Raw genomic sequence first — 26,514 nt, forward strand, 5'->3', positions numbered from 1 at the left:
AGGTTCAGCCATTTGCTACTGCCACGGCACGAACGGTACCGCTATAGTTTGCAGGCCGACGACGGCCTCACTGCACAAGGTGCTCCCGGAATGACCCGATTGACCTCTCTCAACCCCTGGCTGGCGGCCCTCGCCGTCACCCTTTGCGTGCAGTTTCCGGCGCAGGCCCAGGAGCGTTTCACCCTGAGCATCCCGGGTGTTTCCGATAACCGTCTGTTCACCTCCGCCGCGGCCAGTGATGCGCCCGGTTGCGGTGGCAAGAACCAGTCGCCGGCGCTGAGCTGGAACGCGGGACCGGCGGGCACCCAGAGCTACGCGATTGTCATGCACGACCCGGACGGCCAGAAAGGCCTGGGCGTCGATCACTGGATTCATTACGGCATCAAAGCCACCACGCATCAGATTGCCGCTGGTGTCGGGGCCAAATCCGCGTTCGAAGGCGTCGGCGGTACCAACAGCAAGGGCAATACCCATTACATGGGGCCGTGCCCGCCAGTGGGCGACAGTGCGCACCACTACATCATTCAGATCTACGCACTGGATCTGGCGCCGGACGCCTTGCCCGCCGGTTTGACCCGCGCCGAGCTGATGGAAAAAATCAAAGGCCATGTGCTGCGTAACAGCAGTGCGGTGCGGCGTTATCACCGCTGAAACTATTTTTAGCGGCGTTTAACCCGAACTGAAAGGGCTGCCCGTCTCAGGGGATGAATGCTCAATTTCATCCCGAGGTCAGCCCCCATGTCTCATGCTCTTTTGCGTCCTGTCGCGGTTGCTGTGCTGCTGGCGCTTGCCGGTTGCGGTGCTTCGTCCACACCCGATTCTGCTGCTGTGCCAGCGCCGGCGCAGGCTGAGGTGCTGGTTCAGCAGGAAGCCACCATGGCGGGTGGGGCGGTGGCCAAGCGCATGGCCCGTCCAGCGCCAATTGCCAGTTTCGCAGCGATGCCCAGCGCGGACAGTTATCCACAGGGCTATCGTGACGAGCCGCGCGAGCAGTATCAGGCGCTGGCCGACAACCCGATCCACAGTGTCGCCGAAACCCCGGTTTCAACCTTCAGCGCTGACGTCGATACGGGTGCCTACGCCAATGTCCGCCGTTTGCTCAACCAAGGACGGCTGCCACCAGAAGGCGCAGTGCGACTGGAGGAAATGGTCAATTACTTTTCCTACGACTACGCGTTGCCCAGCGATGGCTCGCCGTTCGGCGTGACCACAGAATTGGCGGCGTCACCGTGGAACCCGCACACCCGCCTGCTGCGCATCGGCATCAAGGCCTCCGACCGTGCCGTTGCCGAGTTGGCGCCGGCCAATCTGGTATTTCTGGTCGACGTGTCCGGCTCGATGGATCGCCGCGAAGGCCTGCCGATGGTCAAAAGCACGCTGAAACTGCTGGTTGATCAGTTGCGCGATCAGGATCGCGTTTCACTGGTGGTGTATGCCGGTGAATCGAGAGTGGTACTTGAGCCGACTTCCGGACGCGAGAAAGCGAAGATTCGTACAGCCATCGAGCAATTGACCGCGGGTGGCTCGACCGCTGGCGCTTCGGGGATCGAACTGGCTTATCAAATGGCGCAACAGGCGTTCATCCCCAAAGGCATCAACCGCATCCTGCTGGCCACCGACGGTGACTTCAATGTCGGCGTCAGCGACTTCGACAGCCTCAAACAAATGGCTGTGGATAAACGCAAAACCGGGATTTCGCTGACGACCCTGGGTTTTGGTGTGGATAACTACAATGAACACTTGATGGAACAACTGGCCGATGCCGGCGACGGTAACTACGCCTACATCGACAACCTGCGTGAGGCGCGCAAAGTCCTGGTGGACCAGTTGAGTTCGACCCTCGCCGTGGTGGCGCAAAACGTCAAACTGCAGGTGGAGTTCAACCCGGCGCAGGTCAGCGAATATCGCCTGCTCGGCTACGAAAATCGTGCGTTGAAGCGTGAGGATTTCAGCAATGACAAAGTCGATGCCGGTGAAATCGGCGCAGGACACACGGTGACCGCGCTTTACGAAATTGTCCCGGCGGGTGAGCAGGGCTGGCTGGAGCCGCTGCGTTACGGTAAGTCGGAGCCGGTTGTTTCCGCGAAGAGCGGGGAATTGGCGATGCTGCGTGTGCGTTATCAACGTCCCGAGGGTGGGAAAAGTCTGCTGATCGAGCGACCCATCGCCAATCAGGTGGCTACCGCCAGCGAGGATCTGCGTTTTGCCGCCGCTGTGGCCGCATTTTCCCAGCAACTCAAGGACGGTCGCTACACCGGCGACTTCAGCCTGAAAGACACCGAAGCATTGGCCCGTGGCGCTCGTGGCGATGATCGCTTCGGTCTGCGCAACGAGTTCGTGCAACTGGTTGAGCTGACGCGGAGCTTGCGCACTTCAACGGCAGCGAATGTACAGCCCACTGAACGACGGATTGAATAAGTGAGCCGTTTGAAAGGCTTTATCAGCCAACTGTTTGCCTCGGCAGACAGCTCACCCGCCAGCAGCGATGAATCGCTGCTGGCGCGTTATCGCGAGGGCGACGGCGCCGCGTTCGAGGTCTTGTACGCCCGCCATCGCCAAGGCTTGTACCGATTTTTACTGGGATTGAGCGGCAAACCGGAACTGGCCGACGAGGTGTTTCAGGAAACCTGGCTGAGTCTGATCCGCAGCACCAGTCAGCCGCAAGGTCGGGCGACTTTTCGCACGTGGCTGTTCCAGATTGCCCGCAATCGCCTGATCGACCACTGGCGCAAACACGGCGCCCGGCAACCGCTGCACGACAGCTACGACGAGCACAATCACGCGGTCAGCGATGAGGCAAATGATCCCGAACAACTGCTCAGCCTCAGTCGCGACAGCCAGCGCCTGGAAAGCGCCCTGCAAACCCTGCCCGCCGACCAACGCGAAGTGTTCCTGCTGCGCGCCCACGGCGACCTCGACCTGGCACAAATCGCCAGCCTCACCGAAACACCGCTGGAAACCGTGAAAAGCCGCTTGCGCTACGCCCAGCAAAAACTGCGTCGGCTGCTGGCCGAGGAGGTACTGACATGACTGACGCCCGCCAGACACGCGAAGATCCAGTTATTAAACATGTGCGCGAACAGCACAACGCAGAGCCGCCAGCGCACCTTGATGCGTTCATTCTTGAGGCTGCCCGCCGCGAAACCCCGGCGCCGAAGCCAGGCCTGTGGCAACGCTGGCTCGACGCTTGCCGTAAACCGCGCTGGCAAGTTGCGTTCGCCAGCCTCGTGGGCGTCGCTCTGATGGTGTCGCTGGTACAACGCGCGCCCGAACCGCAAGGGCAATTCGACTTCGCCCCGGCTGCCAAACCCACCGCACCGCTGATGCGTAAACAAGCCCCCGAAGCATCGTCAGCGCCCGCAGGGGGCATGGCCGCACCCGCGCCAATGGCGGAAATGGCCGCACCGACGCAAAACGAAGCTATCAGCGCCGACCAAGCCAAACTGAGTAAACGCAGCGCAGTCCCGGCCAATGGCCTCGACGTGCAACTTCGCGAAGTCCTGCGCCTGCGCGAATCCGGCCAATCGCAAGCCGCCGATGCTCTGTTCAACAACCTGCACAAACGCTACCCGAACGCCGATCTCGACGCCCGACTCCAACAGTTGCAGAAAAAATGACCGCCTGATCCCCCAGCCATTTGGCATTGCCCCGCAAAAACGCGCACTATCGGGCTATTGCCAATACGCTGGAGGACAACGTGGCAGCAAAAATTGACCGCATCGCCCAACTGCTCAACTGTCCGGACAAGGGCGAAGAGATGCGGCGCGCGATTACTGAAGCGCGTAAGGAATTTCTGCTTAACCAGTCGGAAGAGGATGTCGTTGCTGAAGACGATGTTTTTGAAGAAGAGGTTGAGGAGGAAGAGGACGACGGGGATTACGACGAGTTTGACTGGACGACGGAGTAACGTCGTTCACATGCCTTCGCATCGGCCACAAAAAAGCCCCGGACCATCACAGTCCGGGGCTTTCTTGTTTGAATCAATGGTGCACCAGGCGGGATTCGAACCCACGACCCCTGCCTTCGGAGGGCAGTACTCTATCCAGCTGAGCTACTGGTGCAGCGGGCGACATCATACCTAGGTCGACTCGGGGCGTCCATGCCGGGATTTGGTAGGTATTGTCAGTGCACGTGTCGGCGCAAATCGCTGCATTCCATAAAGCTGTAACGTCCTGCAAAACCCTCGCTTGGCGCTTTCGCGGGACTGTTCTATGGTTTTGTTGCGGCTGAGGCTTTTGGCTCGTTGATCTGAAAAATTCCACAAACACGGCGTTTTTGTTCTTTTTTTCGAACGACCTATTGTCCTTTACCCCCTTTGATCCTACGATCCGTTTGAGATTTCAAACGCTCGTTGACCGGGCGTTGAAGCGCCGGTGTTTCGAATCGTGCACGGTTGATGCGCCACCCCCGGTCACTGATTTCCCTGACGGCAGCCTTGCGAGGCGCCTTTCTACAATCATAATTTGCTCCGCGCAGGCCGCGGTGCTGTTAAGGAAAGCCGACATGCAGCTTAAAGACACCCTGTTGTTCCGCCAGCAAGCCTTCATTGATGGCGCTTGGGTCGATGCGGACAACGGTCAGACGATCAAGGTCAACAACCCGGCCACCGGGGAAATTCTCGGTACCGTGCCAAAAATGGGCGCTGCCGAAACCCGTCGTGCCATCGAAGCCGCTGACAAGGCCCTGCCGGCCTGGCGTGCCCTGACCGCCAAAGAGCGTGCCGGCAAGCTGCGTCGCTGGTTCGAACTGATGATCGAGAACCAGGACGACCTCGCACGCCTGATGACCCTTGAGCAGGGCAAGCCGCTGGCCGAAGCCAAGGGCGAAATCGTTTACGCCGCTTCGTTCATCGAGTGGTTCGCTGAAGAAGCCAAGCGCATTTACGGTGACGTGATTCCGGGTCACCAGCCGGACAAGCGCCTGATCGTGATCAAGCAGCCAATCGGCGTGACCGCCGCGATCACTCCGTGGAACTTCCCGGCGGCGATGATTACCCGCAAGGCCGGTCCAGCACTGGCTGCCGGTTGCACCATGGTGCTCAAGCCTGCGTCGCAAACCCCATTCTCCGCTTTCGCCCTGGCCGAACTGGCTCAGCGCGCGGGCATTCCCGCGGGCGTGTTCAGCGTGGTCTCCGGCAGCGCTGGTGATATCGGCAGCGAACTGACCAGCAACCCGATTGTGCGCAAGCTGTCCTTCACCGGCTCGACCGAAATCGGTCGCCAATTGATGGCCGAATGCGCCAAGGACATCAAGAAAGTCTCGCTGGAACTGGGCGGCAACGCGCCGTTCATCGTGTTCGACGACGCGGACCTGGATAAGGCCGTCGAAGGCGCGATCATTTCCAAGTACCGCAACAACGGCCAGACCTGCGTCTGTGCCAACCGTCTGTACATTCAGGATTCGGTATACGACGCGTTCGCCGAGAAGCTGAAAGTGGCCGTGGCCAAACTGAAGATCGGCAACGGTCTGGAAGACGGCACCACCACTGGCCCGCTGATCGACGAGAAAGCCGTGGCCAAGGTGCAAGAGCACATCGCTGACGCCGTAGCCAAAGGCGCCACCGTGCTGGCAGGCGGCAAGGCGATGGAAGGCAACTTCTTCGAACCGACCATCCTGACCAACGTGCCGAAAAACGCAGCCGTGGCCAAGGAAGAAACCTTCGGTCCGCTGGCGCCGCTGTTCCGTTTCAAAGACGAAGCCGAAGTGATCGCGATGTCCAACGACACCGAGTTCGGTCTGGCTTCGTACTTCTATGCTCGCGACCTGGGTCGTGTGTTCCGTGTCGCTGAAGCGCTGGAATACGGCATGGTCGGCGTCAACACCGGGCTGATCTCCAACGAAGTCGCGCCGTTTGGCGGCATCAAGGCTTCGGGCCTGGGCCGTGAAGGCTCCAAGTACGGCATCGAAGATTACCTGGAAATCAAATACCTCTGCCTGGGCATCTAAGCCGGGAAGGGATCGCTGCAAACGCAAAGGGCACGAGAGCGCTGTCCCTTTGCGTCGTTTCAAACCGGAATTTTCTCTGCGGCCAGGAACGCCGTGGCAGTCGATCATCGCATGCTGCCACCGCCGATTTCTTCCGCTTAATCCTTGAACCACGCCGCCCGATGAGCGGCGAATGAGGACTGTAATGAGCAAGACTAACGCTGAACTGATGGCCCGCCGTACCGCAGCTGTTCCACGTGGTGTTGGCCAGATTCACCCGATCTTCGCTGAATCGGCAAAAAACGCGACCGTGACTGACGTTGAAGGTCGTGAGTTCATCGACTTCGCCGGCGGTATCGCGGTACTGAACACCGGCCACGTGCACCCGAAAATCATCGCCGCCGTGACCGAACAGCTGAACAAGCTGACGCACACCTGCTTCCAGGTACTGGCTTACGAGCCGTACGTTGAGCTGTGCGAAAAAATCAACGCTAAGGTGCCAGGTGATTTCGCCAAGAAAACCCTGCTGGTGACCACCGGTTCCGAAGCCGTGGAAAACGCCGTGAAAATCGCTCGTGCCGCCACTGGCCGTGCCGGCGTGATCGCCTTCACCGGCGCTTACCACGGCCGCACCATGATGACCCTGGGCCTGACCGGTAAAGTCGTGCCTTACTCGGCCGGCATGGGCCTGATGCCAGGCGGCATCTTCCGCGCGCTGTACCCGAACGAGCTGCACGGTGTGAGCATCGACGACTCGATCGCTTCCATCGAGCGCATCTTCAAGAACGACGCCGAGCCGAAAGACATCGCCGCAATCATCATCGAGCCGGTTCAGGGTGAAGGTGGTTTCTACGTTGCGCCGAAAGAGTTCATGAAGCGCTTGCGCGCCCTGTGCGACCAGCACGGCATTCTGCTGATCGCTGACGAAGTGCAGACTGGCGCTGGCCGTACCGGCACCTTCTTCGCCATGGAACAAATGGGCGTTGCTGCCGACCTGACCACCTTCGCCAAATCCATCGCTGGCGGCTTCCCGCTCGCCGGTGTCTGCGGCAAGGCCGAATACATGGACGCCATCGCGCCAGGCGGCCTGGGCGGAACCTACGCCGGTAGCCCGATCGCTTGCGCCGCGGCCCTTGCCGTGATGGAAGTGTTCGAAGAAGAACAACTGCTGGATCGCTGCAAGGCAGTCGGTGAGCGTCTGGTCACTGGCCTGAAAGCTATCCAGGCCAAGTACCCGGTGATCGGCGAAGTCCGTGCCTTGGGCGCAATGATTGCCGTGGAATTGTTCGAAAACGGCGACAGCCACAAGCCGAACGCTGCAGCTGTAGCGGCCGTTGTGGCCAAGGCGCGTGACAAGGGTCTGATCCTGCTGTCCTGCGGCACCTACGGCAACGTTCTGCGCGTACTGGTACCGCTGACTTCGCCGGACGAGCAACTGGACAAAGGTCTGGCGATCATCGAAGAGTGCTTCTCGGAGCTCTGATCTGCCTGTGATCTGATCGACAAAAAACCCGCTTCGGCGGGTTTTTTTACGTCCGTTGAAACACATCGACGCATTAGCGCTGTATCGAATGGCCTGCATTGGCTAAGGTTCAGGCATTGCAAGGGAGCGCGCGCATGACCGCCGTTGATTTACCCGCCGTACCCCGAGTGCTGATTGCCGAGGCCGATCCGTGGTCCCGCGATCTGCTCAAACAAGTGTTGCTCAACGTCCGTTGTGATGCGCGGCTGGACCTGTGTGCCGATGGCCAGGAAGCCCTGTCATTGCTCAGCGAAGTGCCGTATGACCTGGCGATCGTCGATTGGGAGTTGCCGGGCATCGACGGTTTGAGCGTGCTGCGCAGCGTGCGCCAGCGCAAACGCCATCCGCCGTTGCCGTTCATCCTCATGAGCAGTCGCAACGACAGCGCCAGCGTGCGCGAAGCCATACCGCTGGCGCCCACGGCCTACCTGACCAAACCCCTGAACATGGAAAACCTGACCGAGCGCTTGCAGGGTTTGCTGCTGGATGCCGGCGAAGAGGTGTTCTGCGAGGTGCCGGCCCTGGCACCGGGCATGACTCTGTCGGTGTTTCTCGAGCGCCGCCGTGAGCAGGCCGAGGGTGCGCCGCTGATGACCGATGTGCAGGTGGCGGTGAAGCGCAGCCTTAATCCCAATGGCCTCGATCTGAAGCTGCTGGAAGATGAGATCAAGACCGATCCACAAATCACCGCAGTGCTGATCGCTGCGGCCAACAGCGCGGCGCAGCACCATGGCGCGCCGGTGCAAACACTGGCTCAAGCGCTGCATCGCCTGGGCACCGGGCAGAGCATGAACCTGATTCTGGGGCTGGCGCTCAAGCGCAGCGCCAGGCTCAGTGATCCGTGCCTGGCGGACTACGCCGAGCGCTATTGGGGACTGTCGCTGCACACCGCTGAATACGCGCGCACGTTGGCGCGTTTGCTCGATCTGGATCAGGAGCGTTGTTACTGCGCGGGCATGCTCCATCGCCTCGGTGATCTGGCGTTGTTGCGTTGTCTGCAGGAGTGGAAACAGGCCGGCGGAGAGCTGGATGAGTGGGAGGAAGTCGGCGAGGCGTTGGCTGAGTTTGGTGCGGCTTACGGTTCGGCTCTGCGTACGCGCTGGCGCTTGCCGCTGGAGCTGCGGGAGCTGATTGCGTCGGTGTATCAGCTCGGTGGCGGTGTGTATTCCCGTGAGGCACTGGTGATGAACATGGCCGCGCAAATGGCCCGTTTGACCGAGCATGAGGGCGTTGAGGAACTGGCGAAGAGCCGCACGGCGCGGTTGCTCAAGATCGGCTTGCCGGAATTGATGCGGATGCGCAAGTAATCCGACTTACGCAAACACCTGTAGGAGTGAGCCTGCTCGCGATAGCGGAGTGTCAGACACCAATAGTTTTTTTGACACTCCGCTATCGCGAGCAGGCTCACTCCTACAATGGATCCCGGTGTAGTTGAGATGCGGTTCAGGCAGAAATGATGCGGTTCTTGCCCTGCCGTTTCGCCTCATACATCGCTGCATCCGCGCGGGCGAACAGGCTGTCGAGGCTTTCGTCCGCCTCGGTAAGGCCGGTCAAACCCTGGCTGACGGTGATACCGAATGTCTGGCCATCATGGCTGAAACTCAACCGTTGAATCTCCTGCTGCAGCCGTTCAGCCACTTGCATGGCCATGTCCGGCGCGCAGCCCGGAAACACCGCTGCAAACTCTTCGCCGCCAATCCGCCCGAACAGATCGCCCCGGCGTAACGACCCGCGTCCGCACTCGGCAATCCGCTGCAGCACGTTGTCGCCTTCTTGATGGCCGTAGGTATCGTTGATCATTTTGAAATCATCGATATCCAGCAGCAGAAAGGCCATGTGCGCGCCCTGCACCCGCGCCTCTTCAAACTCGCGATGGGCGCACTCGAAGAAGTGTCTGCGATTGCTGCTTTGCGTCAGCACGTCGGTGGTCGCCAGACGATGCAGCTCGGTTTCCATCTGCTTCTTGTCGGTGATGTCTTCGGCGATGCCGACGATGATCACTGGCTGTCCGGGTTCATCCTGACGGTTGATGAAGCATTTATCGCTGAGCCAGCGCACCTGGCCGTCGGCGGCGATAATCCGGTATTCGCGATCTTCCACCGCGCCCTTGTGCAGGACTTCAGCGAGGCTGCGTTCGGCGTAGTCGAGGTCGTCGGGATAGATGCTGTCGCGCCACTGGTTGTAGTCGGCAAGCAGCAGGCCGGCGGAGCGGCCGAAAATCCGTTCATAGGCGGGGCTGACGTACAGCACCTGCCGGGTTTCCCAGTTGAAAGCCCAGAGCACGGCGTTGACGCTGACCAGCAAGGAGCTGAACAGCTGTTCGCGTTCGCTCAGACGGGCGACTTCGCCTTGGGCGTGCATCAACGCCATGAGGGTTTGCGCGGCCTCGGGCCACTGCGGAAAGGATGAGTCTTTTTGATTGTTGTTGACCATCGACACAGATCTCAAAGGACGTGCCGCAATTCGACAACGGCCACAATACAGCCCGCCGGGATGGCGAAGTGTCTTTGAGATAGGCGATTTTTGGCGAAGTTCCCACCGATGGTGGGGTTCCGCTGGGCGGTTAATGACGACGCGTTTTGGCTGCCAAAACGCGTTGTCATTTTTTGCGACTGTTGCGCAGAGGAGCGAGAGCAGCGCCCTCGCCACAATCAGACGGCGGCAGGCCGCAGCGAGTAGGTTTTCAACTGATCAGCGAATTCGCGCAGCGACTGGATGCCGCTGGCTTCTGCCTCGTGAATCCACTCTTTGATCGCGGCGAGCATGTCGTGGCCATTTGCGCTGGTCTTGACCCAGATCTGCTGCAGGGCGAGGCGTTTTTCGTAAATTACCTTCAGCGCCTGGCTGTGCTCAAGCATGGTCTGGATGCGCAAGTGATGACGATCTTCCAGCAGGCTGGTTTCCCGCGAAAGCAGACGTTTGGCGCGGTGGAACTGGTGACGCACCGAATGATCGACCTTGGCCAGTTCTTGCTTGACCAGCGGACCGATCACCAATTTGCGGTACTGGGCCATGATCTGGAAGCGGTTGTTGAGGATGGCCATGGCGGTGTCCATGTCCAGATTGCCCTTGCCTTCGACACGGTGAGCGATCGGCGCGACACGCTGGACCTTGGCCAGACGCAGGAAACAGAAAACTTTGATCCATGCCCAGCCGAGGTCGAATTCCCACTTTTTCACCGACAGCTTGGCCGAGTTAGGGTAGGTGTGATGGTTGTTGTGCAGCTCTTCACCGCCGATCAGGATGCCCCAAGGCACCAGATTAGTCGCCGCATCGCGGCATTCGAAGTTGCGATAGCCGACCGCATGGCCCAGACCGTTGATCACACCAGCGGCCCACACCGGGATCCACATCATCTGGATCGCCCAGATGGTGATGCCGATGGTGCCGAAAAGCAGCAGGTCGATAACGCCCATGATCGCCACGCCCAACAGCGGGTAGCGGCTGTAGACGTTGCGTTCGATCCAGTCTTCCGGGCAGTTCTTGCCGTAGATGCGCAGGGTTTCCGGGTTCTGCGCTTCGGCACGATACAGCTCGGCGCCGGTACGCAGCACGGTGGAAAGACCTTTGATGACCGGGCTGTGCGGGTCGTCTTCGGTTTCGCACTTGGCGTGGTGTTTACGGTGGATGGCGGTCCATTCGCGGGTGTTCTGCGCCGTGGTCAGCCACAGCCAGAAACGGAAAAAGTGCTTCAGGCCGGCATTCAACTCAAGCGAGCGATGGGCCGAGTAGCGGTGCAGATAGACCGTGACGGCGACAATTGTCACGTGGGTCATCAGCAGGGTGACTGCGACCAGAGACCAGGCCGACAAGCCAAGAAAACCTTCGTACCACATAGGCTATAGGGCCCTCGATAAAGATAAAAACAGCCGTTGCATTATCACTAAGCACACAGATAAAACCAGTCGCCCTTTCAGATAAGCGTCGCTGGATGTTTCTTGACCTATAATTCCAACCTTTTTGTAGGGACATGGACAGTCGAATGCCTGCCACTTATCGCGATGCTTTGCGTGCAGCGCTGCTCTATCTCGTGCTTGCTGCTGTCTGGCTGCAGGGCACTGATCATTTATTAAACAATTTCTTTGATGACTCCGTCGATCGTGCCCGCTGGCAACTGATCAACGGTTACCTGTTTGCGCTGCTCAGTGCCGGGTTGATCTTTCTGGCGCGAGCGCGTTTGTGTGAATTCCTCGGGATTGGTGCACGGTTGCGCGAGCGCCACGCCGATCGCGAACGCCTGCGGCAGGCGGCGGCCGTGTTCGATTGCACCCGCGAAGGCGTGTTGGTGACCAACCATCAAGGACTGATCGTGCACGTCAATCGTGCGTTCATCGAGATCACCGGTTATCAGCGCGAAGAAGTCCTCGGGCAGCAGCCGAGCCTGTTCAAGTCTGGCCATCATCCGCCGGGGTTCTATCAGGCGATGTTCGCCACCCTCGAGTCGCAAGGTGAGTGGAGCGGCGAGATCTGGAACCGCCGTAAAAGCGGCGAGATTTATCCACAGTGGCAGACCATCCGGGTCATTCACGATGATCAGGGCCGGCTCAGCCATTACGTCGCGGTGTTCTCCGACATCAGTGCGATCAAGGATTCCGAACATGAACTCAAACACCTCGCGCACCACGATCCGCTGACCGATCTGCCCAATCGCCTGCTATTCAGCGACCGCGCCGAACAGGCGCTGGCCTCTGCGCAGATCCACAAACGCGGCTGTGCGTTGCTGATGCTCGATCTCGATCACTTCAAAATGATCAACGACAGCCTCGGCCATAACGTCGGCGATCGCTTGCTCAAGGCGGTGGCGGCGCGCCTGCAAGAGCTGTTTGGCCCCGGCATTACCCTGGCGCGACTGGGGGGCGACGAGTTCGCGGTGCTGGCAGAAAGTTGTCCGCAGCCGGTGCAGGCGGCGGCGCTGGCGCAACGGATTCTCGATGCGCTGAAGGAGTCGTTCAGCATCGATGGTCATGAGTTGTTCATCAACGCCAGCCTTGGCATCAGCCTGTTCCCCAGCGACGCGCTGAGTGCCGAGCAACTGTTGCGCAATGCCGATGCGGCGCTGTTCAAAGCCAAGAGCAGCGGGCGCAACGGCTACGCCTTGTACACCGAAGAACTCACCGCCCATGCGCAGCAACGGGTGGAAATCGCTTTCGAGTTGCGCAGGGCGCTGGAGCAGCAGGAACTGCGGGTGTACTACCAGCCGGTGCATGACCTGAAGACCAGTCGCCTGATCGGCGTCGAAGCCTTGGTGCGCTGGCAGCATCCGCAGCGCGGTCTGGTGTCGCCGGCGGAATTCATCCCGATTGCCGAGCGCACCGGACTGATCGCCGAAATCGACGCGTGGGTGATGAAGCAGGCGTGCCGGCAGATGTGCCAGTGGCAGCAGGCCGGGGTAGTGCTGTCATTTGTCGCGGTGAACGTGTCGTCGCGCCTGTTCGCCCGGCGCGAGTTGTACCAGCAGGTGGCGCAGGTGCTGCACGACACCGGGCTGGATCCGGCGTATCTGGAGCTGGAAGTCACCGAAAGCGCGGTGATGGATGATCCGGAAGTGGCGCTGGAACAGATGCACCGTTTGCGCGAGTTGGGTATTCGTCTGGCCATCGATGATTTCGGCACGGGTTATTCATCATTGCTGCGGCTCAAGCGGCTGCCGGTGCAGAAACTGAAGATCGATCAGGGCTTTGTCGCCGGGTTGCCATGGGACGAGGATGACGTGGCGATTGTCCGGGTGATCATCGCGCTGGCCCGGAGCATGGGCATGCAGGTGCATGCCGAGGGCATCGAGCAGGTTGAACAGGCGACGTTTCTGCTGGGACAGGAATGCGATCTGGGGCAGGGTTACTGGTTCGGGCGACCGGTGCTGGCGCAGGAGATTGACTGGGCGCGTGCGCCGTTGATTGGTTAAACGATCAAAAGATCGCAGCCCGCGACAGCTTTTACAGGGAACGGTCCAGGAGCTGCCGAAGGCTACGATCTTTGATCCACCAACGCGCAAACCCTTGGCCTGCCACATAATGTTTTCTAGTTATATAAACATTCTTAAATAGTCTTTTTAAGAATATCCGCGCCTCTCTTATATTGCTCCCACGCCGAACGCAGTGCCGCCCACTGCCAGGCATATCCCATTCAAAGGAGCAGCACCATGAGCGCATCCCTTCGCAGCGTTGACGGTCAGGACGAAAGCACCATCTTGCGTGAAATCCAGAGCGCCTTGCGCGATCTGCGTTTCGGCGCGGTGGAGATCACTGTGCACAACGCGCAGGTCGTGCAGATCGAACGCAAAGAGAAATTCCGTTTGCAGCAACCGGGTAAACAACCGGGCTAAAAGATCGCAGCCTGCGGCAGCTCCTACAGGGGGCTGTGCGTAGGAGCTGTCGAAGGCTGCGATCTTTGAACCGGCAACACGATTTCCGAAATACATAAGAAAAAGCCACCACCAAGAATTCCAGGAGCTTTCACCATGTCGTCGATTCGCCGTTACGCTTTGGCCGCGCTGGCCAGTGCTGTGTTTGCCGGTTCTGCCGTTGCCAAGGATTACGAACTGCTCAACGTGTCGTATGACCCGACGCGCGAGCTGTATCAGGACTACAACGCTGAATTCATCAAGTTCTGGCAGAAAGATCACGCCGGCGACACCGTGAAAATCCAGCAATCCCACGGTGGTTCGGGCAAGCAGGGCCGCGCGGTGATCGACGGTCTGCGCGCCGACGTCGTGACTCTGGCATTGGCTGGCGACATCGACGAAATCGCCAAACTCGGCAAGACCCTGCCGGCCGATTGGCAGAAGCGTCTGCCGGAAGCGAGCACCCCGTACACCTCGACCATCGTCTTCCTGGTGCGCAAAGGCAACCCGAAAGGCATCAAGGACTGGGGCGATCTGGTCAAGAACGACGTCTCGGTGATCACCCCGAATCCGAAAACTTCCGGCGGTGCGCGCTGGAACTTCCTCGCCGCCTGGGCCTACGGCCTGAAAGCCAACGGCGGCAGCGAAGAAAAAGCCAAAGAATACGTACAGACCCTGTTCAAGCACGTGCCAGTGCTGGACACCGGTGCGCGCGGCTCGACCATCACCTTCGTCAACAACGGACAGGGTGACGTGTTGCTGGCCTGGGAAAACGAAGCGTTCCTGGCGCTGAAGGAAGATGGCGGCGCCGACAAGTTCGACATCGTCGTGCCTTCGCTGTCGATCCTCGCCGAGCCACCGGTGGCTGTAGTCGACAAGAATGCCGAGAAGAAGGGCAACGAGCAGATCGCCGAGGCCTACCTGAAACACCTGTACAGCCCGGCCGGTCAGGAAATTGCCGCGAAGAACTTCTACCGTCCGCGTGACAAGGACGTGGCGGCGAAGTACGCCCAGCAGTTCCCGAAACTGGAACTGGTGACCATCGACAAGGACTTCGGCGGCTGGAAAACCGCGCAGCCGAAATTCTTCAATGACGGTGGTGTGTTCGACCAGATTTATCAGGCGCAGTAATCTGACTTCAGCCACACACTAAGCCTGAAGCCAGGCGCGGAAAATGTGGGAGCGAGCTTGCTCGCGAAAGCGGAGTGTCAGACGACGTAGAGTTGACTGATACTCCCTCTTCGCGAGCAAGCTCGCTCCCACATTGGTGCGTTCAGCGGAATGCTTTTTAACCAGGGACTTTTATGTCGCGTCGTATCTCCCCCGTCATACCCGGCTTCGGGCTGACGCTGGGCTACACCTTGGTGTACCTCAGCCTGATTGTGCTTATCCCGCTGGCGGCGATGTTCGTCCACGCCGCCCAACTCACCTGGGAGCAGTTCTGGACGATCATCTCCGCGCCGCGGGTGCTGGCTGCTCTGAAGCTGAGCTTCGGCACCGCGCTGTGTGCGGCGATTATCAACGGCATCATCGGCACGTTGCTGGCGTGGGTGCTGGTGCGTTACACCTTCCCCGGGCGCAAGGTGATCGACGCGATGATCGATCTGCCGTTCGCGCTGCCGACCGCCGTTGCCGGTATTGCCCTGACCGCGTTGTACACGCCGACTGGTCTGGTTGGCCAGTTCGCCGCCGACCTCGGCTTCAAGATCGCCTACACCCCGCTGGGTATCACCCTCGCGCTGACCTTCGTCACCCTACCGTTCGTGGTGCGCACGGTGCAGCCGGTGCTGGCCGACATTCCCCGTGAAGTCGAAGAAGCCGCCGCCTGCCTTGGCGCGAAACCGCTGCAGGTGTTTCGCCACATTCTGGTACCCGCGCTGCTGCCCGCCTGGCTGACCGGTTTCGCCCTGGCCTTCGCCCGTGGTGTCGGCGAGTACGGTTCGGTGATTTTCATTGCCGGCAACATGCCGATGAAAACCGAGATCCTGCCGCTGCTGATCATGGTCAAACTCGACCAATACGATTACACCGGCGCCACTGCCATCGGCGTGCTGATGCTGGTGGTTTCCTTCGTCCTGTTGCTGCTGATCAACTTGCTGCAGCGGCGCATCGAAACCCCATAAGGAGGCGCGAACATGTCCCAATCGTCTATTGCGGCCGCCTCTTCGGCCAACGCTGCACGTCGTGGCAGCGCCACGTCGCGCAGAATCCTGATCGGTCTTGGCTGGCTGATCTTTTTCCTGTTTCTGCTGCTGCCATTGTTCATCGTGGTGTCGCAGGGCCTGAAGAATGGCCTCGGCGCATTCTTCACCGCGATCTTTGAACCGGATGCACTGTCGGCGCTGAAACTCACCGTGTTCGCCGTGCTGATTTCGGTGCCGTTGAACCTGGTGTTCGGTGTCAGCGCCGCGTGGTGCGTGAGCAAATATTCGTTCCGTGGCAAGAGCATGCTGGTGACGCTGATCGACCTGCCGTTCTCGGTGTCGCCGGTGATCGCCGGTCTGGTCTATGTGCTGATGTTCGGCGCGCAAGGCCTGTTCGGCCCGTGGCTGCAGGATCACGACATTCAGATCGTCTTCGCCCTGCCGGGCATTGTGCTGGCGACGATTTTCGTCACCGTGCCGTTTGTGGCCCGTGAGCTGATCCCGCTGATGCAGGAACAAGGCACGCAGGAAGAGGAGGCCGCGCGCCTGCTCGGCGCCAATGGCTGGCAGATGTTCTGGCACGTCACCGTCCCCAACATCAAATGGGGCCTGATCTATGGCGTGGTGCTGTGTACCGCGCGGGCCATGGGCGAGTTCGGTGCGGTGTCGGTGGTCTCCGGGCACATTCGCGGGGTGACCAACACCTTGCCGCTGCACGTCGAGATCCTCTACAACGAATACAACCACGTGGCCGCGTTCGCCGTGGCGAGCCTGTTGCTGATCCTGGCGCTCTTCATCCTGCTGCTCAAGCAGTGGAGCGAAAACCGTATCAACCGCCTGCGCGCCAGCGCCGCGGAGGAATAATTCATGTCGATCGAAGTGCGTAACGTCAGCAAGAATTTCAATGCGTTCAAGGCGCTGGACAACATCAGCCTGGACATCCACAGCGGTGAGCTGGTCGCGCTGCTCGGTCCGTCGGGCTGCGGAAAAACCACCTTGCTGCGCATTATTGCCGGCCTGGAAACCCCGGATAACGGCAACATCGTTTTCCATGGCGAAGACGTTTCCGGTCACGACGTGCGTGATCGCAACGTCGGTTTCGTGTTCCAGCACTACGCCTTGTTCCGGCACATGACGGTGTTCGACAACGTCGCGTTCGGCCTGCGCATGAAGCCGAAAAACCAGCGCCCGAGCGAAAGCCAGATCGCGACCAAGGTTCACGAACTGCTGAACATGGTGCAGCTGGATTGGCTATCTGATCGCTACCCGGAGCAGTTGTCCGGCGGGCAGCGCCAGCGTATCGCTTTGGCCCGTGCCTTGGCAGTGGAGCCGAAAGTGCTGCTGTTGGACGAGCCGTTCGGCGCCCTCGACGCCAAGGTGCGTAAGGAGCTGCGTCGCTGGCTCGCCCGCCTGCACGAAGACATCAACCTGACCTCGGTGTTCGTGACCCACGACCAGGAAGAGGCGATGGAGGTCGCTGACCGTATCGTGGTGATGAACAAGGGCGTGATCGAGCAGATCGGCTCACCGGGCGACGTCTACGAAAACCCGGCCAGCGATTTCGTTTATCACTTCCTCGGCGATTCGAACCGTTTGCTGTTGAGCGACGACAATCACGTGCTGTTTCGCCCGCACGAAGTGTCGTTGTCCAAGCATGAGCTGGAAGATCACCATGCGGCTGAGGTGCGTGATATTCGGCCGTTGGGCGCGACCACGCGGGTGACGCTGAAAGTCGAAGGGCAGGCGGATTTGATCGAGGCCGAAGTGGTGAAAGATCACGACAGCCTGATCGGGTTGGCCAAGGGTGAAACCCTGTTCTTCAAGCCGAAGGTCTGGCAGAAAGTCGCCAATCTTTAAAGTCAAACGCTTCGCGAGCAAGCTCGCTCCCACAGTGGATGAGTGTTGAGCACAAAATGTGTGAACAACTAAAATCCCTGTGGGAGCGAGCTTGCTCGCGAAAGCGATTCAGACAGCCGCACGATTCGGATTGACCCGCACCACACCCGCCCGCGCCTCGATCTGCTCTTTCAACTCATGCCGCATCCCGAGCATGAACGCCAGTTCGGCCACCACAAACAACGGCCCGACTATCAGCCCGCTGATGTCATCGACAAACGCCGGTTTGCGTCCTTCATAGTGATGCCCGACAAACTGGATCACCCAGCCGATCACAAACATCGCCAAGCCGCTGCTCAGCCAGACCATGGTGCTTTGCTGCGCCAACACATGCCCGGCCCAGACTGACAGCCCCATCAGCACGGTCATCAATACCCCGAGCTTCACTTCCAGGCGCAGGTAAAACCACGCCGAAGCCAGCGCCACGATGACCGCTGGAGATATCCACAACCTGCCCAGCGACCATTCCGGCCGCGATAACAACACCGCGACGGCCACCACAATCAGCGGAATGCCGATAAAGTGGCTGACGATATTGCGCGGATCACGGTGGTAGGCGGCGTATTGACTGAGATGGTCGACGAGGCTTTTCATTGTTGTTCCTCCGGTAGGGGTGTTCGCATCATCCCTCGGGATCAGGGTTCGCTCTGTCAGGCAGGCGACATTCCAGGAGTGTTTATGCAAATACGTGCACGGTTGATGAGCGGCCAGTGGTTCAGTCATCTGCCGGTGTTCTTTCAGGATAGTCTGCTGGCAGCGGCCCGGGAGCGGCGGCTGACGGCGGGGCAGCGCTTGTTCCAGCGCGGCGATGCGCCGTGCGGCTTGTATGCGGTGCTCGACGGCGCCGTGCGCATCGGCGCGGTAAGCGAGCAGGGCAAAGAGGCGTTGTTGAGTCTGGTCGAGGCACCGCACTGGTTCGGCGAAATCTGCCTGTTCGATGGCCAGCCGCGTACGCATGATGCCTACGCAGTCGGGCCGTGCACCTTACTCAACATTCCTCAGGCGACGTTGCTCAAGCTGCTCGACGAACACCCGGTGTATTGGCGACACCTGGCGCTGCTGATGAGCCACAAACTGCGCCTGGCCTTCATCAACCTCGAACAACTGAGCGTGCTGCCAGCCCCGGCGCGTTTGGCCCATCGATTGTTGATGATCGCCGCAGGCTACGGCGAACTCGATACGCCACGCCGCGTGCTGCAACTGCCGCAGGAGCAACTGGCATCGATGCTGTCGCTGTCGCGGCAGACCACCAACCAGATCCTCAAGGACTTGCAGGGGCAGGGGATTATCGGGCTTGGCTACGGCGAGATTGAAATCCTCGACGCTGCGCGATTGCGCGCCCTGGCCACGATCTGACGGGCACCTGAATCCCCCTGTGGGAGCGGGCTTGCTCGCGAATGCGGTGGGTCATTCAACTGTGATGTCGACTGACCCGACGCCTTCGCGAGCAGGCTCGCTCCCACATTTTTGGTCTGTGCTGGTTTTACGAACCGCGATAGGTCGAGAAGCCATACGGGCTGAGCAGCAGAGGGATGTGGTAATGCTGATCGGTCTGTTTTACCTCGAAGATCACCGGGATTTCCGGGAAGAATGTATCGTGCTGGGCCTTCTTGAAGTATTCGCCGGTCTTGAACACCACCCGGTATTCACCCGCTTCAAAAGGCTGTTTGGCCGGGAACAGTTCGGCAATCCGCCCTTGTTCATTGGTGGTGCCTTGAGCCAGCGGCTGCCAGTTTTCGCCGATGTGTTTTTCCAGGGTCACGTTGATGCCCGGCGAAGGCAGGCCGTTTTCCAGATTGAGCACGTGCACGCTCAGGGGATTGCCGGCAGCCAGGGCCAGACTTGAAAAAGCGCTCAGGCCGAGCGCGGCGAAAGTCATGCGCAAAGTGCTCATGGATGCATCTCCTTATTGGGAACGGGTAGTGGCCAGACCGGTTTTCTCGGCCGCCTTGATCGCACAGTTTTCGTCCTGCTCACCGCCGCCGGAGCCGGCCACGCCCATGGCGCCCACCAGTTCAGCGCCGAGGAACAGCGGAATGCCGCCGCCGAGCAACAGCAACTCGTCGAGGGTGTTGAGGTTGGCGGTTTCCGGGTTGCTGCGAGCGCGCTCGGCAAACAACCGGGTCGCGGTCTTGGTTGACAGTGCGGTGTAGGCTTTTCGCTGACTGGCGGCGGTGTTGTGCGGACCAACGCCATCACCGCGCAAGGTCACCAGCAGATTGCCGCCGCGGTCGAGCACCGACACCGTGCCGGTGCAATTGGCGATTGCCGTGTCGGCGAGCAGCCGTGCGGTTTTCAAGTCGAGGTCGGCGTGACGCGGCAGTTCCGGGCTGGCGACAGCGGCGCCACTGAGGCCGATCAGCAGGCTTGCAACGAAATATTTGACGGTCATGGACAGGCTCCAGAAGCGAAGGTCGTCACCTTAATCGCCGGTCCTCGTCAGAACCTCGTCAGTCTGATTACAAGTTTGTAATGGGCAACGCCGCCGAAGGCGCCTAGCCTGTGTGCCTGATCAATCGAGGTGTGCCATGCGTTTGCTGGTCGTAGAAGATGAAGCCAAAACCGCGAATTTCCTCGCCAAAGGCCTGGGCGAGTCGGGTTTCGCCGTGGACGTGGCGCTCAATGGCCTCGATGGGCGCTACTTTATCGAGCAACAGGAATATGACCTGATCATCCTCGACGTGATGTTGCCCGGTCTCAACGGTTGGCAATTGTTGCAGCTGATTCGCCAGCGCGGCGCCACGCCGGTGTTGTTCCTTACCGCCAAGGACGCCATCGAAGACCGCGTGCGCGGTCTCGAGCTGGGCGCCGATGATTATCTGCTCAAACCCTTCGCCTTCGCCGAACTGCTCGCGCGGGTGCGCACGTTGCTGCGGCGCGGACCGATGCGCGAAGCCGAGTCGTACACCATTGCTGATCTGGAAATCGATGTATTGCGCCGCCGCGTCAGTCGCGGTGGCCAGCGCATTGCCCTGACCAACAAGGAGTTCGCCCTGCTGCAACTGCTCGCCAGCCGCCAGGGCGAAGTGCTGTCGCGCACGCTGATCGCCTCGCAGGTGTGGAACCTGAATTTCGACAGCGACACCAACATGGTCGAAGTCGCCGTCCGGCGTCTGCGCGCGAAGGTCGATGATCCGTACATGCCGAAACTGATCCACACCGTCCGTGGCGTCGGTTATCAACTGGAAGCCCCCGACGATGCGCTTTAGGTCGATCGCCTGGCGCCTGGCGCTGGCGTTCGCATTGGTTTGTGCTTTGGTGTTGAGCGCGATTGGCGTGTTTCTCTACCGTTCGCTCGCCTCGGAAATCGCCTGGCGCGACGACCTCGCGTTGCTTGGCCGGCTGGAACAAGTGCGTGCCTTGCTCGCCGACAGTGACAGCCTCGATGCCTTGCAAGCGCGGCCTCGGTTGTATCAGAACATGCTCGGCAATCTCGACAGCCTGTTGCTGGTGCGGCGTGCCGATGGTTCCAGCGTGATCGCCATCAACCCGCGTCAGCGCGATCTGCCGCCGCTCAACGCAATCCCCCGCGAGCAAGCGCCGCAGCGCCGCGACGTGCTGACGTGGCAGGCACCGGACGGTGCTGAACTGGCGCTGTTGTCCGCTGCCGCGCAAGGGCCGAACGGCGAGCCGCTGACGGTGATTGCCGGCAAGGTGCTGAGCGAACGCGAGCAGATGCTCGCCAGTTACCGTTTGCGCTTGTACCTGGCCGTCGGCCTCGGCGCGTTGCTCGCCTTTGCCTTGGGCTTGCTGTTGCTGCGCCGGGGCTTGCGACCGTTACGGCAGTTGAGCGAAGCGGTGCGTGGCATCGATCTGCGCAGCCTTGATCAACGCTTACCGGCCGCTGGCACGCCCACCGAACTGCTCGAACCGGTGCACGCGCTCAACGGCATGCTGGCGCGGCTGGACGACAGCGTGCAGCGCCTGTCGCAGTTCTCCGCCGACCTCGCCCACGAGATCCGTACGCCGCTGCACACCTTGCTGGCGAGCAACGGTCAGGCGCTGAATCATCCACGCAGCACCGAGGAGTATCAGGAAGTCCTCGCCTCGAACATGGAAGAGTTCGAGCGCCTCAAGCGCATGGCGGAAAACCTGATGTTTCTCGCTCGTGCAGAACAGGCCGAGCGCGCGCTCAATCTGCAAACCCTGGACTTGCACGGCGTTGGCAGTGAACTGTGTGATTACTTTGAGGCCTTGGCCGATGACCGCAATCTACGGCTGGAGAATCAATTGCACGGCGAACTGTTTGCCGATCAGCAACTGTTGCAGCGTGCGCTGGGCAATCTGCTGGCCAATGCCGTGCGTCATGCCGATCCCGCCACCGTGATCAGCCTGCGTCGCCGCGATGAGCCGGGATGGTGCTGGTTGCAGGTGCATAACAGCGGCGCGGCCATTGCGCCTGAGCATCTGGACAAACTGTTCGATCGTTTCTACCGCGTCGATCCTGCACGGGCAGAGCCGGGGGATTCCGGTGGCTTGGGGCTGGCGATTGTGCAGTCGATCATGCAGTTGCATGGGGGGCAGGTGCGGGTGAGCAGTGATGCGGCGGGCACAGTGTTTGAGCTGGGCTTCCAAGTGAAATGACCGACGCCATCGCGAGCAGGCTCACTCCTACAGGAGGAACGCATTCCAATTGTAGGAGTGAGCCTGCTCGCGATGGCGCCAGATCAGACAACCCGGTTCTGGATCAGCGCAACCCATCACGAAACTGCCCCGGCGTCATCCCCGTCCAGCGCTTGAACGCGCGGCTGAAGCTGCTGGCGTCGGCAAACCCGAGCAAATAACTCACCTCGCTCAACGAACATTGCGGATCGCGCAGATGCAGCAGCGCCAGATTCTCGCGGCTCTCATTGAGCAACGTATCAAAGCGGCAACCCTCATCCGCCAGATGCCTTTGCAGGCTGCGCAAACTCAGGTGCAAGGCCTGGGCAATGCGTTCGGCACTTGGCTCTCCTTCCGGCAGTTGCTCTTCAATGGCATCGCGAACCTTGCGTTCCCAAGTCAGCGGTTGGAGCTGAGCCATCGTGCGTTTGAGCACCGCTTCGTTGTGTTCGGCGAGTTCCGGGTTGGCGTCGTCGAGGTGGCTGTCGAAGTCGGCGAGGGCGAATTCAAGACGATCCTCGGCACAACCGAAATGCACCGGGGCGCGGAAGACTTTGTGCCATTGCTGCGCATCGCTCGGCTCCGGGCGGCGCAGATAAACCGCCAGCGGCGCGTAATCGCGGCCGAGACGATTGCGGCAGGTGCGCACGTAGATCGCGGCGAACGCATCGATGGCTTCGAAGGCCGGCGCCGGATTGCCCGGCGGAATTTTCAGACGGAATTGGTAGCGGTCGTCGCTGCGGTTCAGTTCCAGTTCCAGCGCATCGCTGACCACCGGGTGATAGCGCACGATGCGTTCGAACACCTCGCGCAAACTGCCGCTGGCGACCAGCGCATAACCAAGGGCATGAAAAGTAGTCGGGCTGACGAACCGCGATACGCGCAAACCAATCGCCGGGTCGCCGCTGACCTGCACGGCGATTTCCCACAGGCGCGTGGTGCCGGACAGCGGATAGCGCGCGTTGGGGTCATCCATCAAGTCCGGATCGAGCCCGGCCTGTTGGCACAGCGCAATGCTGTCCAGCCCCAGCGCATCGAGTTGCTTGCGCAAGGCACGGGTCCAGCTGGCGAGAGAGGTCGGTTCCTTCATGCTGATTGGCGCTTCCGGTCAACAGGTTGGCGTTCTTGGCTACCGCAATTGAAGCCTTGGCGAGGCACGATGCGAACATCGATAAACAGAGGATGGAAGCATGGACCGTACTTCTGCAAGTCCCCAGCGACACAATGCTGCCCAGCGCTCAGCGCATATTCGCGAAGTGGTGCTGGCCAAAGGCGTCGAACTGCGTGAGCGCTACCCGATTCTCAAGCATCAGGATGCGCTGGGGGCGGGGATTCTGGCCTTTGCCCTGGCGGGGATGATCGGTTCGGCGGCGTTGTACATCAGCGGCCATATGGCGTGGTGGCTGTGCCTGCTGCTCAACGCGTTTTTTGCTTCGCTGACCCATGAGCTGGAACACGACCTGATCCACAGCATGTACTTCCGCAAGCAGCGCGTGCCGCACAACCTGATGATGGGCCTGGTGTGGCTGGCGCGGCCGAGCACGATCAATCCGTGGATTCGCCGCCATCTGCACCTTAATCATCACAAGGTCTCCGGCACTGAGGCTGACATGGAAGAACGCGCGATCACCAACGGCGAGCCGTGGGGGTTGGCGCGGTTGTTGATGGTAGGCGATAACATGATGTCGGCCTTCATCCGCTTGCTGCGGGCGCCTGCCTGGGCGCACAAGTGGAGCATTCTGAAACGGGTTTTCAAAGTCTACGCACCGCTGGCGCTGCTGCATTGGGGCGCCTGGTACGTGTTCCTTGGTTTCCACGCCGCGAACGGCATCGCGTATCTGCTGGGTTCGCCGATTGAATGGTCGACGACCACGCTGTCGGTAATGCAGGTGATTGATATCGCCACCGTGGTGATCATCGGCCCGAACGTGTTGCGCACGTTTTGCCTGCACTTCATTAGCTCGAACATGCATTACTACGGCGATGTCGAGCCGGGCAATGTGCTGCAGCAATGCCAGGTGCTGAACCCTTGGTGGTTGTGGCCGTTGCAGGCGTTCTGCTTCAACTTTGGCAGCAGTCACGGGATCCATCATTTTGTCGTGAAGGAGCCGTTTTATATCCGCCAGATGACCGTGCCGGTGGCGCATAAGGTGATGCGCGAGATGGGGGTGCGGTTCAATGATTTCGGCACGTTCGGGCGGGCGAACCGCTTTGTTCGTCGGGATGAAATCGCGGTGTCTGGTGAGGCGGTGGAGGCCTGACAAGCTGCCCTCACCCTAACCCTCTCCCAGAGGGAGAGGGGACTGATCGGGGGATATTGGGGAAGTACGCTGACGTGAATGTTTTTCATTGAATCCATAATCGAGCCAATTTTTCAGGTCGATGTATAGCGAAAGACACCTCGGTCAGCCCCCTCTCCCTCCGGGAGAGGGCTGGGGTGAGGGTGTTCTTGATATTCCCCTCAATCCGGCTGAAACGGCGAAGCACTGAGAATCACCCCAGTCTCCTCCACATACTGCTGCCAATGCCCGATCAACGCGCTGAGCTTCTGCGGCTGACTCAACGCCAGATCATGAATCTCCCCCGGATCACTGCTCAAATCATACAGCTGCCAAGTCGCCGGCCCCGCCGGCCCGGGGATCCACACCGCTTTCCACGACCCTTGCCGAATCGCCCGGCGCCCGAACAATTCCCAACCCGTCACTGTGTGCTCGTCATGCACCTGCGCAGTTTCACCCGACAAGAACCCCAACCACGATTTACCGCGCAACGGCGCCACCGGTTTGCCGTGCCAGAGTTTGCCCGGGTGGCGCACACCCGCCAGATCGAGAATCGTCGGCGTGATGTCCATCACTGTGCCGAAGCCATGGCTGATCTGTCCTTTGATTGGCAACTGCGGATAGTGCAGCAGCGCCGGCACGCGAATCCCGCCCTCGGTGGTGAACGCCTTGAACAGGCGCGACGGCGCGGTCGCCACCTGCGCCCAGTTCGGCCCGTACCAGACGTAGGAATTGGCCCGACCGATGTTATCGAGGCTGTTGTCGTAGTGCTGGTTCAGATAGGTCATCAACTCCGGGCCGAATTTCGGGAACGCTTCGAGCAGCGCGCCTTCGGCACCGTTGTCGGACATGAACAGGATGAACGTGTTATCGAGCTGGCCCTGCTGGCGCAGATAATCGACGACCCGGCCGATGTTCCAGTCCATGCGCTCGACCATCGCCGCGTAGACCTCCATGGCCCGCGCGGAAATCTGTTTTTGCTCCTCGCTCAACGCATCCCATTGCTGGGTCAGCTGAATCAGCGGATGCGGTTCGACGTCCGGTTCGATCAGGCCGAGGGCTTTGAGTTTTTCCAGTCGTTCGAGGCGCAGCACTTCCGGGCCTGCGTCATAGCGGCCACGGTATTTTTCGACGATCTCGGCCGGTGCCTGCAACGGCCAGTGCGGTGCAGAGAACGGCAGGTAGGCGAAGAACGGCCGGCTCTGATCACGCTCCTTGAGGTACTGCAGCAACTTGTCGCCGAAGGCATCGGAGGAATAGAAATCCTTCGGCAATTCATCGACAAACGTATCGTCTTCGATGTACAGCGCCGGAGTGGATTTCAGCAGGCCGGGCGTGTGCTCGTCGTAGGTAGGCTCGAAGCCGTAATGGTTGGCCGCGCCCGGCAACAGCGAAAACGAACGCTCGAAACCGCGCGCATGCGGCGCCAGTTCGGCCTTCAGACCGAGGTGCCATTTGCCGCTCATCAAGGTTTGATAACCGGCCTCGCGCAGCAGCTCCGGCAGCGCCACCACGCGGTCGTTAAGGTAACCCTCGTAACCCGGTTTGCCGATCAGTTCCGGGGTCAGGGCTTCGGCCATGGTGCCGATGCCGGCGATGTGGTGGTCAGTGCCAGTCAGCAACATCGACCGGGTCGGCGAGCAGGTCGGCGCGGTATGAAAGTCGGTCAAACGCAGGCCGTTGTTGGCCAGGGCATCGAGGTGCGGCGTGGCGATTTCGCCGCCGAACGCACCGATGTCGGAGAAGCCTAAATCGTCGGCCAGAATCACCAGAAAGTTGGGACGTTGCGGCATCGCAAAACTCCTG

25 protein-coding genes, 1 tRNA gene and 1 pseudogene are annotated in these 26,514 nt (G+C 60.3%); 18 read left to right on the top strand and 9 right to left on the bottom strand.

The annotated features are described in order from the left end of the window. Positions 1-90: 90 nt before the first annotated feature. The 5 genes from ACM6IV_RS19785 to ACM6IV_RS19805 all read left to right on the top strand — a co-directional run bounded on the left by ACM6IV_RS19785 (position 91) and on the right by ACM6IV_RS19805 (position 3,907). Positions 91-651, top strand: coding sequence for a YbhB/YbcL family Raf kinase inhibitor-like protein (locus ACM6IV_RS19785; protein WP_102899649.1), 561 nt, complete (start codon positions 91-93; stop codon positions 649-651). 87 nt (positions 652-738) lie between these two features. Then, positions 739-2,418: a vWA domain-containing protein gene (locus ACM6IV_RS19790; RefSeq protein WP_414871299.1), complete on the top strand. Its 1,680-nt coding sequence runs from the start codon at positions 739-741 to the stop codon at positions 2,416-2,418. A 30-nt stretch (positions 2,419-2,448) separates the two neighbouring features. Next, positions 2,449-3,030, top strand: a complete 582-nt coding sequence (locus ACM6IV_RS19795; protein ID WP_414871688.1) for an RNA polymerase sigma factor — start codon at positions 2,449-2,451, stop codon at positions 3,028-3,030. Beyond that, a complete protein-coding gene (locus ACM6IV_RS19800) occupies positions 3,027-3,617 on the top strand; it encodes a hypothetical protein (protein WP_414871300.1) in 591 nt (196 codons plus the stop codon). Before ACM6IV_RS19795 ends, ACM6IV_RS19800 begins: the two co-directional genes overlap by 4 nt. 20 nt (positions 3,618-3,637) lie before the next feature. Then, positions 3,638-3,907 carry a hypothetical protein gene (locus ACM6IV_RS19805; RefSeq protein WP_414871301.1) on the top strand — a complete coding sequence of 90 codons (270 nt, stop codon included), beginning with the start codon at positions 3,638-3,640 and terminating at the stop codon, positions 3,905-3,907. A gap of 77 nt (positions 3,908-3,984) precedes the next feature. On the opposite strand, the gene ACM6IV_RS19810 is transcribed toward ACM6IV_RS19805, so the two are convergent. Then, a tRNA-Arg gene (locus tag ACM6IV_RS19810) sits at positions 3,985-4,061 on the bottom strand. Positions 4,062-4,503: 442 nt separating this feature from the next. Between ACM6IV_RS19810 and gabD the strand changes: the two genes are divergently transcribed. The 3 genes from gabD (at position 4,504) to ACM6IV_RS19825 (ending at position 8,754) form a co-directional block, all read left to right on the top strand. Next, positions 4,504-5,946 carry an NADP-dependent succinate-semialdehyde dehydrogenase gene (gabD, locus tag ACM6IV_RS19815; protein WP_077570107.1) on the top strand — a complete coding sequence of 481 codons (1,443 nt, stop codon included), beginning with the start codon at positions 4,504-4,506 and terminating at the stop codon, positions 5,944-5,946. Positions 5,947-6,130: 184 nt separating this feature from the next. Next, on the top strand, positions 6,131-7,408 hold the full coding sequence (gabT, locus tag ACM6IV_RS19820; RefSeq protein ID WP_414871302.1) for a 4-aminobutyrate--2-oxoglutarate transaminase: 1,278 nt from the start codon (positions 6,131-6,133) through the stop codon (positions 7,406-7,408). A gap of 134 nt (positions 7,409-7,542) precedes the next feature. Then, entirely contained in the window at positions 7,543-8,754 is a 1,212-nt protein-coding gene (locus ACM6IV_RS19825) for an HDOD domain-containing protein (RefSeq protein ID WP_414871303.1), read from the top strand. Positions 8,755-8,890: 136 nt separating this feature from the next. On the opposite strand, the gene ACM6IV_RS19830 is transcribed toward ACM6IV_RS19825, so the two are convergent. Together ACM6IV_RS19830 and desA are read right to left on the bottom strand one after the other, a co-directional pair. Beyond that, the gene (locus ACM6IV_RS19830; protein WP_414871304.1) at positions 8,891-9,880 is read right to left on the bottom strand and encodes a GGDEF domain-containing protein; all 990 of its coding nucleotides are present in this window, start codon (positions 9,878-9,880) and stop codon (positions 8,891-8,893) included. A 218-nt stretch (positions 9,881-10,098) separates the two neighbouring features. Continuing rightward, positions 10,099-11,283: a delta-9 fatty acid desaturase DesA gene (gene desA, locus ACM6IV_RS19835; RefSeq protein WP_034151820.1), complete on the bottom strand. Its 1,185-nt coding sequence runs from the start codon at positions 11,281-11,283 to the stop codon at positions 10,099-10,101. A 146-nt stretch (positions 11,284-11,429) separates the two neighbouring features. Between desA and dibA the strand changes: the two genes are divergently transcribed. From dibA to ACM6IV_RS19865, 6 genes are all read left to right on the top strand, one after another. Then, complete coding sequence (gene dibA / locus ACM6IV_RS19840; protein WP_414871305.1) at positions 11,430-13,349, top strand: phosphodiesterase DibA; 1,920 nt, start codon at positions 11,430-11,432, stop codon at positions 13,347-13,349. Between the two features lie 237 nt (positions 13,350-13,586). Continuing rightward, entirely contained in the window at positions 13,587-13,769 is a 183-nt protein-coding gene (gene oscA / locus ACM6IV_RS19845) for a sulfur starvation response protein OscA (protein ID WP_007917682.1), read from the top strand. Positions 13,770-13,904: 135 nt separating this feature from the next. Next, positions 13,905-14,918, top strand: a complete 1,014-nt coding sequence (locus ACM6IV_RS19850; RefSeq protein WP_047601026.1) for a sulfate ABC transporter substrate-binding protein — start codon at positions 13,905-13,907, stop codon at positions 14,916-14,918. A 173-nt stretch (positions 14,919-15,091) separates the two neighbouring features. After that, positions 15,092-15,910 carry a sulfate ABC transporter permease subunit CysT gene (gene cysT, locus ACM6IV_RS19855; RefSeq protein ID WP_213027195.1) on the top strand — a complete coding sequence of 273 codons (819 nt, stop codon included), beginning with the start codon at positions 15,092-15,094 and terminating at the stop codon, positions 15,908-15,910. A gap of 12 nt (positions 15,911-15,922) precedes the next feature. Continuing rightward, positions 15,923-16,795, top strand: a complete 873-nt coding sequence (gene cysW / locus ACM6IV_RS19860) for a sulfate ABC transporter permease subunit CysW (protein WP_007917679.1) — start codon at positions 15,923-15,925, stop codon at positions 16,793-16,795. Positions 16,796-16,798: 3 nt separating this feature from the next. Beyond that, positions 16,799-17,788, top strand: a complete 990-nt coding sequence (locus ACM6IV_RS19865; RefSeq protein ID WP_414871306.1) for a sulfate/molybdate ABC transporter ATP-binding protein — start codon at positions 16,799-16,801, stop codon at positions 17,786-17,788. 108 nt (positions 17,789-17,896) lie between these two features. Here the strand turns inward: ACM6IV_RS19865 and ACM6IV_RS19870 are convergent, their stop codons facing one another. Then, entirely contained in the window at positions 17,897-18,421 is a 525-nt protein-coding gene (locus ACM6IV_RS19870; protein WP_414871307.1) for a DUF962 domain-containing protein, read from the bottom strand. An 84-nt stretch (positions 18,422-18,505) separates the two neighbouring features. On the opposite strand from ACM6IV_RS19870, the gene ACM6IV_RS19875 reads away from it, so the two are divergent. Continuing rightward, on the top strand, positions 18,506-19,183 hold the full coding sequence (locus ACM6IV_RS19875) for a Crp/Fnr family transcriptional regulator (RefSeq protein WP_414871308.1): 678 nt from the start codon (positions 18,506-18,508) through the stop codon (positions 19,181-19,183). A 17-nt stretch (positions 19,184-19,200) separates the two neighbouring features. On the opposite strand, the pseudogene ACM6IV_RS19880 reads toward ACM6IV_RS19875, so the two are convergent. The 3 genes and pseudogenes from ACM6IV_RS19880 to ACM6IV_RS19890 form a co-directional block, all read right to left on the bottom strand. Then, positions 19,201-19,290 (bottom strand): annotated as a pseudogene (locus ACM6IV_RS19880) (metal ABC transporter ATP-binding protein); the annotation flags it as partial. Between the two features lie 20 nt (positions 19,291-19,310). Further along, positions 19,311-19,721: a hydroxyisourate hydrolase gene (uraH, locus tag ACM6IV_RS19885; RefSeq protein ID WP_414871309.1), complete on the bottom strand. Its 411-nt coding sequence runs from the start codon at positions 19,719-19,721 to the stop codon at positions 19,311-19,313. 12 nt (positions 19,722-19,733) lie between these two features. Then, a complete protein-coding gene (locus tag ACM6IV_RS19890; protein WP_414871310.1) occupies positions 19,734-20,219 on the bottom strand; it encodes a GlcG/HbpS family heme-binding protein in 486 nt (161 codons plus the stop codon). Between the two features lie 136 nt (positions 20,220-20,355). On the opposite strand from ACM6IV_RS19890, the gene ACM6IV_RS19895 reads away from it, so the two are divergent. Further along, on the top strand, positions 20,356-21,036 hold the full coding sequence (locus ACM6IV_RS19895) for a heavy metal response regulator transcription factor (protein ID WP_016987597.1): 681 nt from the start codon (positions 20,356-20,358) through the stop codon (positions 21,034-21,036). Beyond that, positions 21,026-22,411: a heavy metal sensor histidine kinase gene (locus ACM6IV_RS19900; protein ID WP_414871311.1), complete on the top strand. Its 1,386-nt coding sequence runs from the start codon at positions 21,026-21,028 to the stop codon at positions 22,409-22,411. The genes ACM6IV_RS19895 and ACM6IV_RS19900 overlap by 11 nt, the downstream gene beginning before the upstream one ends. A gap of 103 nt (positions 22,412-22,514) precedes the next feature. Here ACM6IV_RS19900 and ACM6IV_RS19905 read toward each other — a convergent pair whose 3' ends face one another. Further along, entirely contained in the window at positions 22,515-23,519 is a 1,005-nt protein-coding gene (locus ACM6IV_RS19905) for an AraC family transcriptional regulator (protein ID WP_414871312.1), read from the bottom strand. A 100-nt stretch (positions 23,520-23,619) separates the two neighbouring features. Between ACM6IV_RS19905 and ACM6IV_RS19910 the strand changes: the two genes are divergently transcribed. Further along, a complete protein-coding gene (locus ACM6IV_RS19910; protein WP_414871313.1) occupies positions 23,620-24,690 on the top strand; it encodes a fatty acid desaturase in 1,071 nt (356 codons plus the stop codon). 200 nt (positions 24,691-24,890) lie between these two features. On the opposite strand, the gene ACM6IV_RS19915 is transcribed toward ACM6IV_RS19910, so the two are convergent. After that, a complete protein-coding gene (locus ACM6IV_RS19915) occupies positions 24,891-26,501 on the bottom strand; it encodes an arylsulfatase (protein WP_414871314.1) in 1,611 nt (536 codons plus the stop codon). Between the last annotated feature and the right edge of the window lie 13 nt (positions 26,502-26,514).

The organism is Pseudomonas sp. IT-347P, from assembly GCF_949768005.1.
Taxonomy (GTDB): Bacteria; Pseudomonadota; Gammaproteobacteria; order Pseudomonadales; family Pseudomonadaceae; genus Aquipseudomonas.

Coding starts and splice junctions, on each gene's coding strand:
- ACM6IV_RS19895 (WP_016987597.1), top strand. CDS start 20,356: ATGCGTTTGCTGGTCGTAGAAGATGAAGCCAAAACCGCGAATTTCCTC.
- ACM6IV_RS19910 (WP_414871313.1), top strand. CDS start 23,620: ATGGACCGTACTTCTGCAAGTCCCCAGCGACACAATGCTGCCCAGCGC.
- ACM6IV_RS19900 (WP_414871311.1), top strand. CDS start 21,026: ATGCGCTTTAGGTCGATCGCCTGGCGCCTGGCGCTGGCGTTCGCATTG.
- ACM6IV_RS19890 (WP_414871310.1), bottom strand. CDS start 20,219: ATGACCGTCAAATATTTCGTTGCAAGCCTGCTGATCGGCCTCAGTGGC.
- dibA (WP_414871305.1), top strand. CDS start 11,430: ATGCCTGCCACTTATCGCGATGCTTTGCGTGCAGCGCTGCTCTATCTC.
- ACM6IV_RS19785 (WP_102899649.1), top strand. CDS start 91: ATGACCCGATTGACCTCTCTCAACCCCTGGCTGGCGGCCCTCGCCGTC.
- cysT (WP_213027195.1), top strand. CDS start 15,092: ATGTCGCGTCGTATCTCCCCCGTCATACCCGGCTTCGGGCTGACGCTG.
- ACM6IV_RS19870 (WP_414871307.1), bottom strand. CDS start 18,421: ATGAAAAGCCTCGTCGACCATCTCAGTCAATACGCCGCCTACCACCGT.
- cysW (WP_007917679.1), top strand. CDS start 15,923: ATGTCCCAATCGTCTATTGCGGCCGCCTCTTCGGCCAACGCTGCACGT.
- desA (WP_034151820.1), bottom strand. CDS start 11,283: ATGTGGTACGAAGGTTTTCTTGGCTTGTCGGCCTGGTCTCTGGTCGCA.
- gabD (WP_077570107.1), top strand. CDS start 4,504: ATGCAGCTTAAAGACACCCTGTTGTTCCGCCAGCAAGCCTTCATTGAT.
- ACM6IV_RS19830 (WP_414871304.1), bottom strand. CDS start 9,880: ATGGTCAACAACAATCAAAAAGACTCATCCTTTCCGCAGTGGCCCGAG.
- ACM6IV_RS19865 (WP_414871306.1), top strand. CDS start 16,799: ATGTCGATCGAAGTGCGTAACGTCAGCAAGAATTTCAATGCGTTCAAG.
- ACM6IV_RS19905 (WP_414871312.1), bottom strand. CDS start 23,519: ATGAAGGAACCGACCTCTCTCGCCAGCTGGACCCGTGCCTTGCGCAAG.
- uraH (WP_414871309.1), bottom strand. CDS start 19,721: ATGAGCACTTTGCGCATGACTTTCGCCGCGCTCGGCCTGAGCGCTTTT.
- ACM6IV_RS19790 (WP_414871299.1), top strand. CDS start 739: ATGTCTCATGCTCTTTTGCGTCCTGTCGCGGTTGCTGTGCTGCTGGCG.
- ACM6IV_RS19825 (WP_414871303.1), top strand. CDS start 7,543: ATGACCGCCGTTGATTTACCCGCCGTACCCCGAGTGCTGATTGCCGAG.
- ACM6IV_RS19800 (WP_414871300.1), top strand. CDS start 3,027: ATGACTGACGCCCGCCAGACACGCGAAGATCCAGTTATTAAACATGTG.
- ACM6IV_RS19915 (WP_414871314.1), bottom strand. CDS start 26,501: ATGCCGCAACGTCCCAACTTTCTGGTGATTCTGGCCGACGATTTAGGC.
- ACM6IV_RS19875 (WP_414871308.1), top strand. CDS start 18,506: ATGCAAATACGTGCACGGTTGATGAGCGGCCAGTGGTTCAGTCATCTG.
- gabT (WP_414871302.1), top strand. CDS start 6,131: ATGAGCAAGACTAACGCTGAACTGATGGCCCGCCGTACCGCAGCTGTT.
- oscA (WP_007917682.1), top strand. CDS start 13,587: ATGAGCGCATCCCTTCGCAGCGTTGACGGTCAGGACGAAAGCACCATC.
- ACM6IV_RS19850 (WP_047601026.1), top strand. CDS start 13,905: ATGTCGTCGATTCGCCGTTACGCTTTGGCCGCGCTGGCCAGTGCTGTG.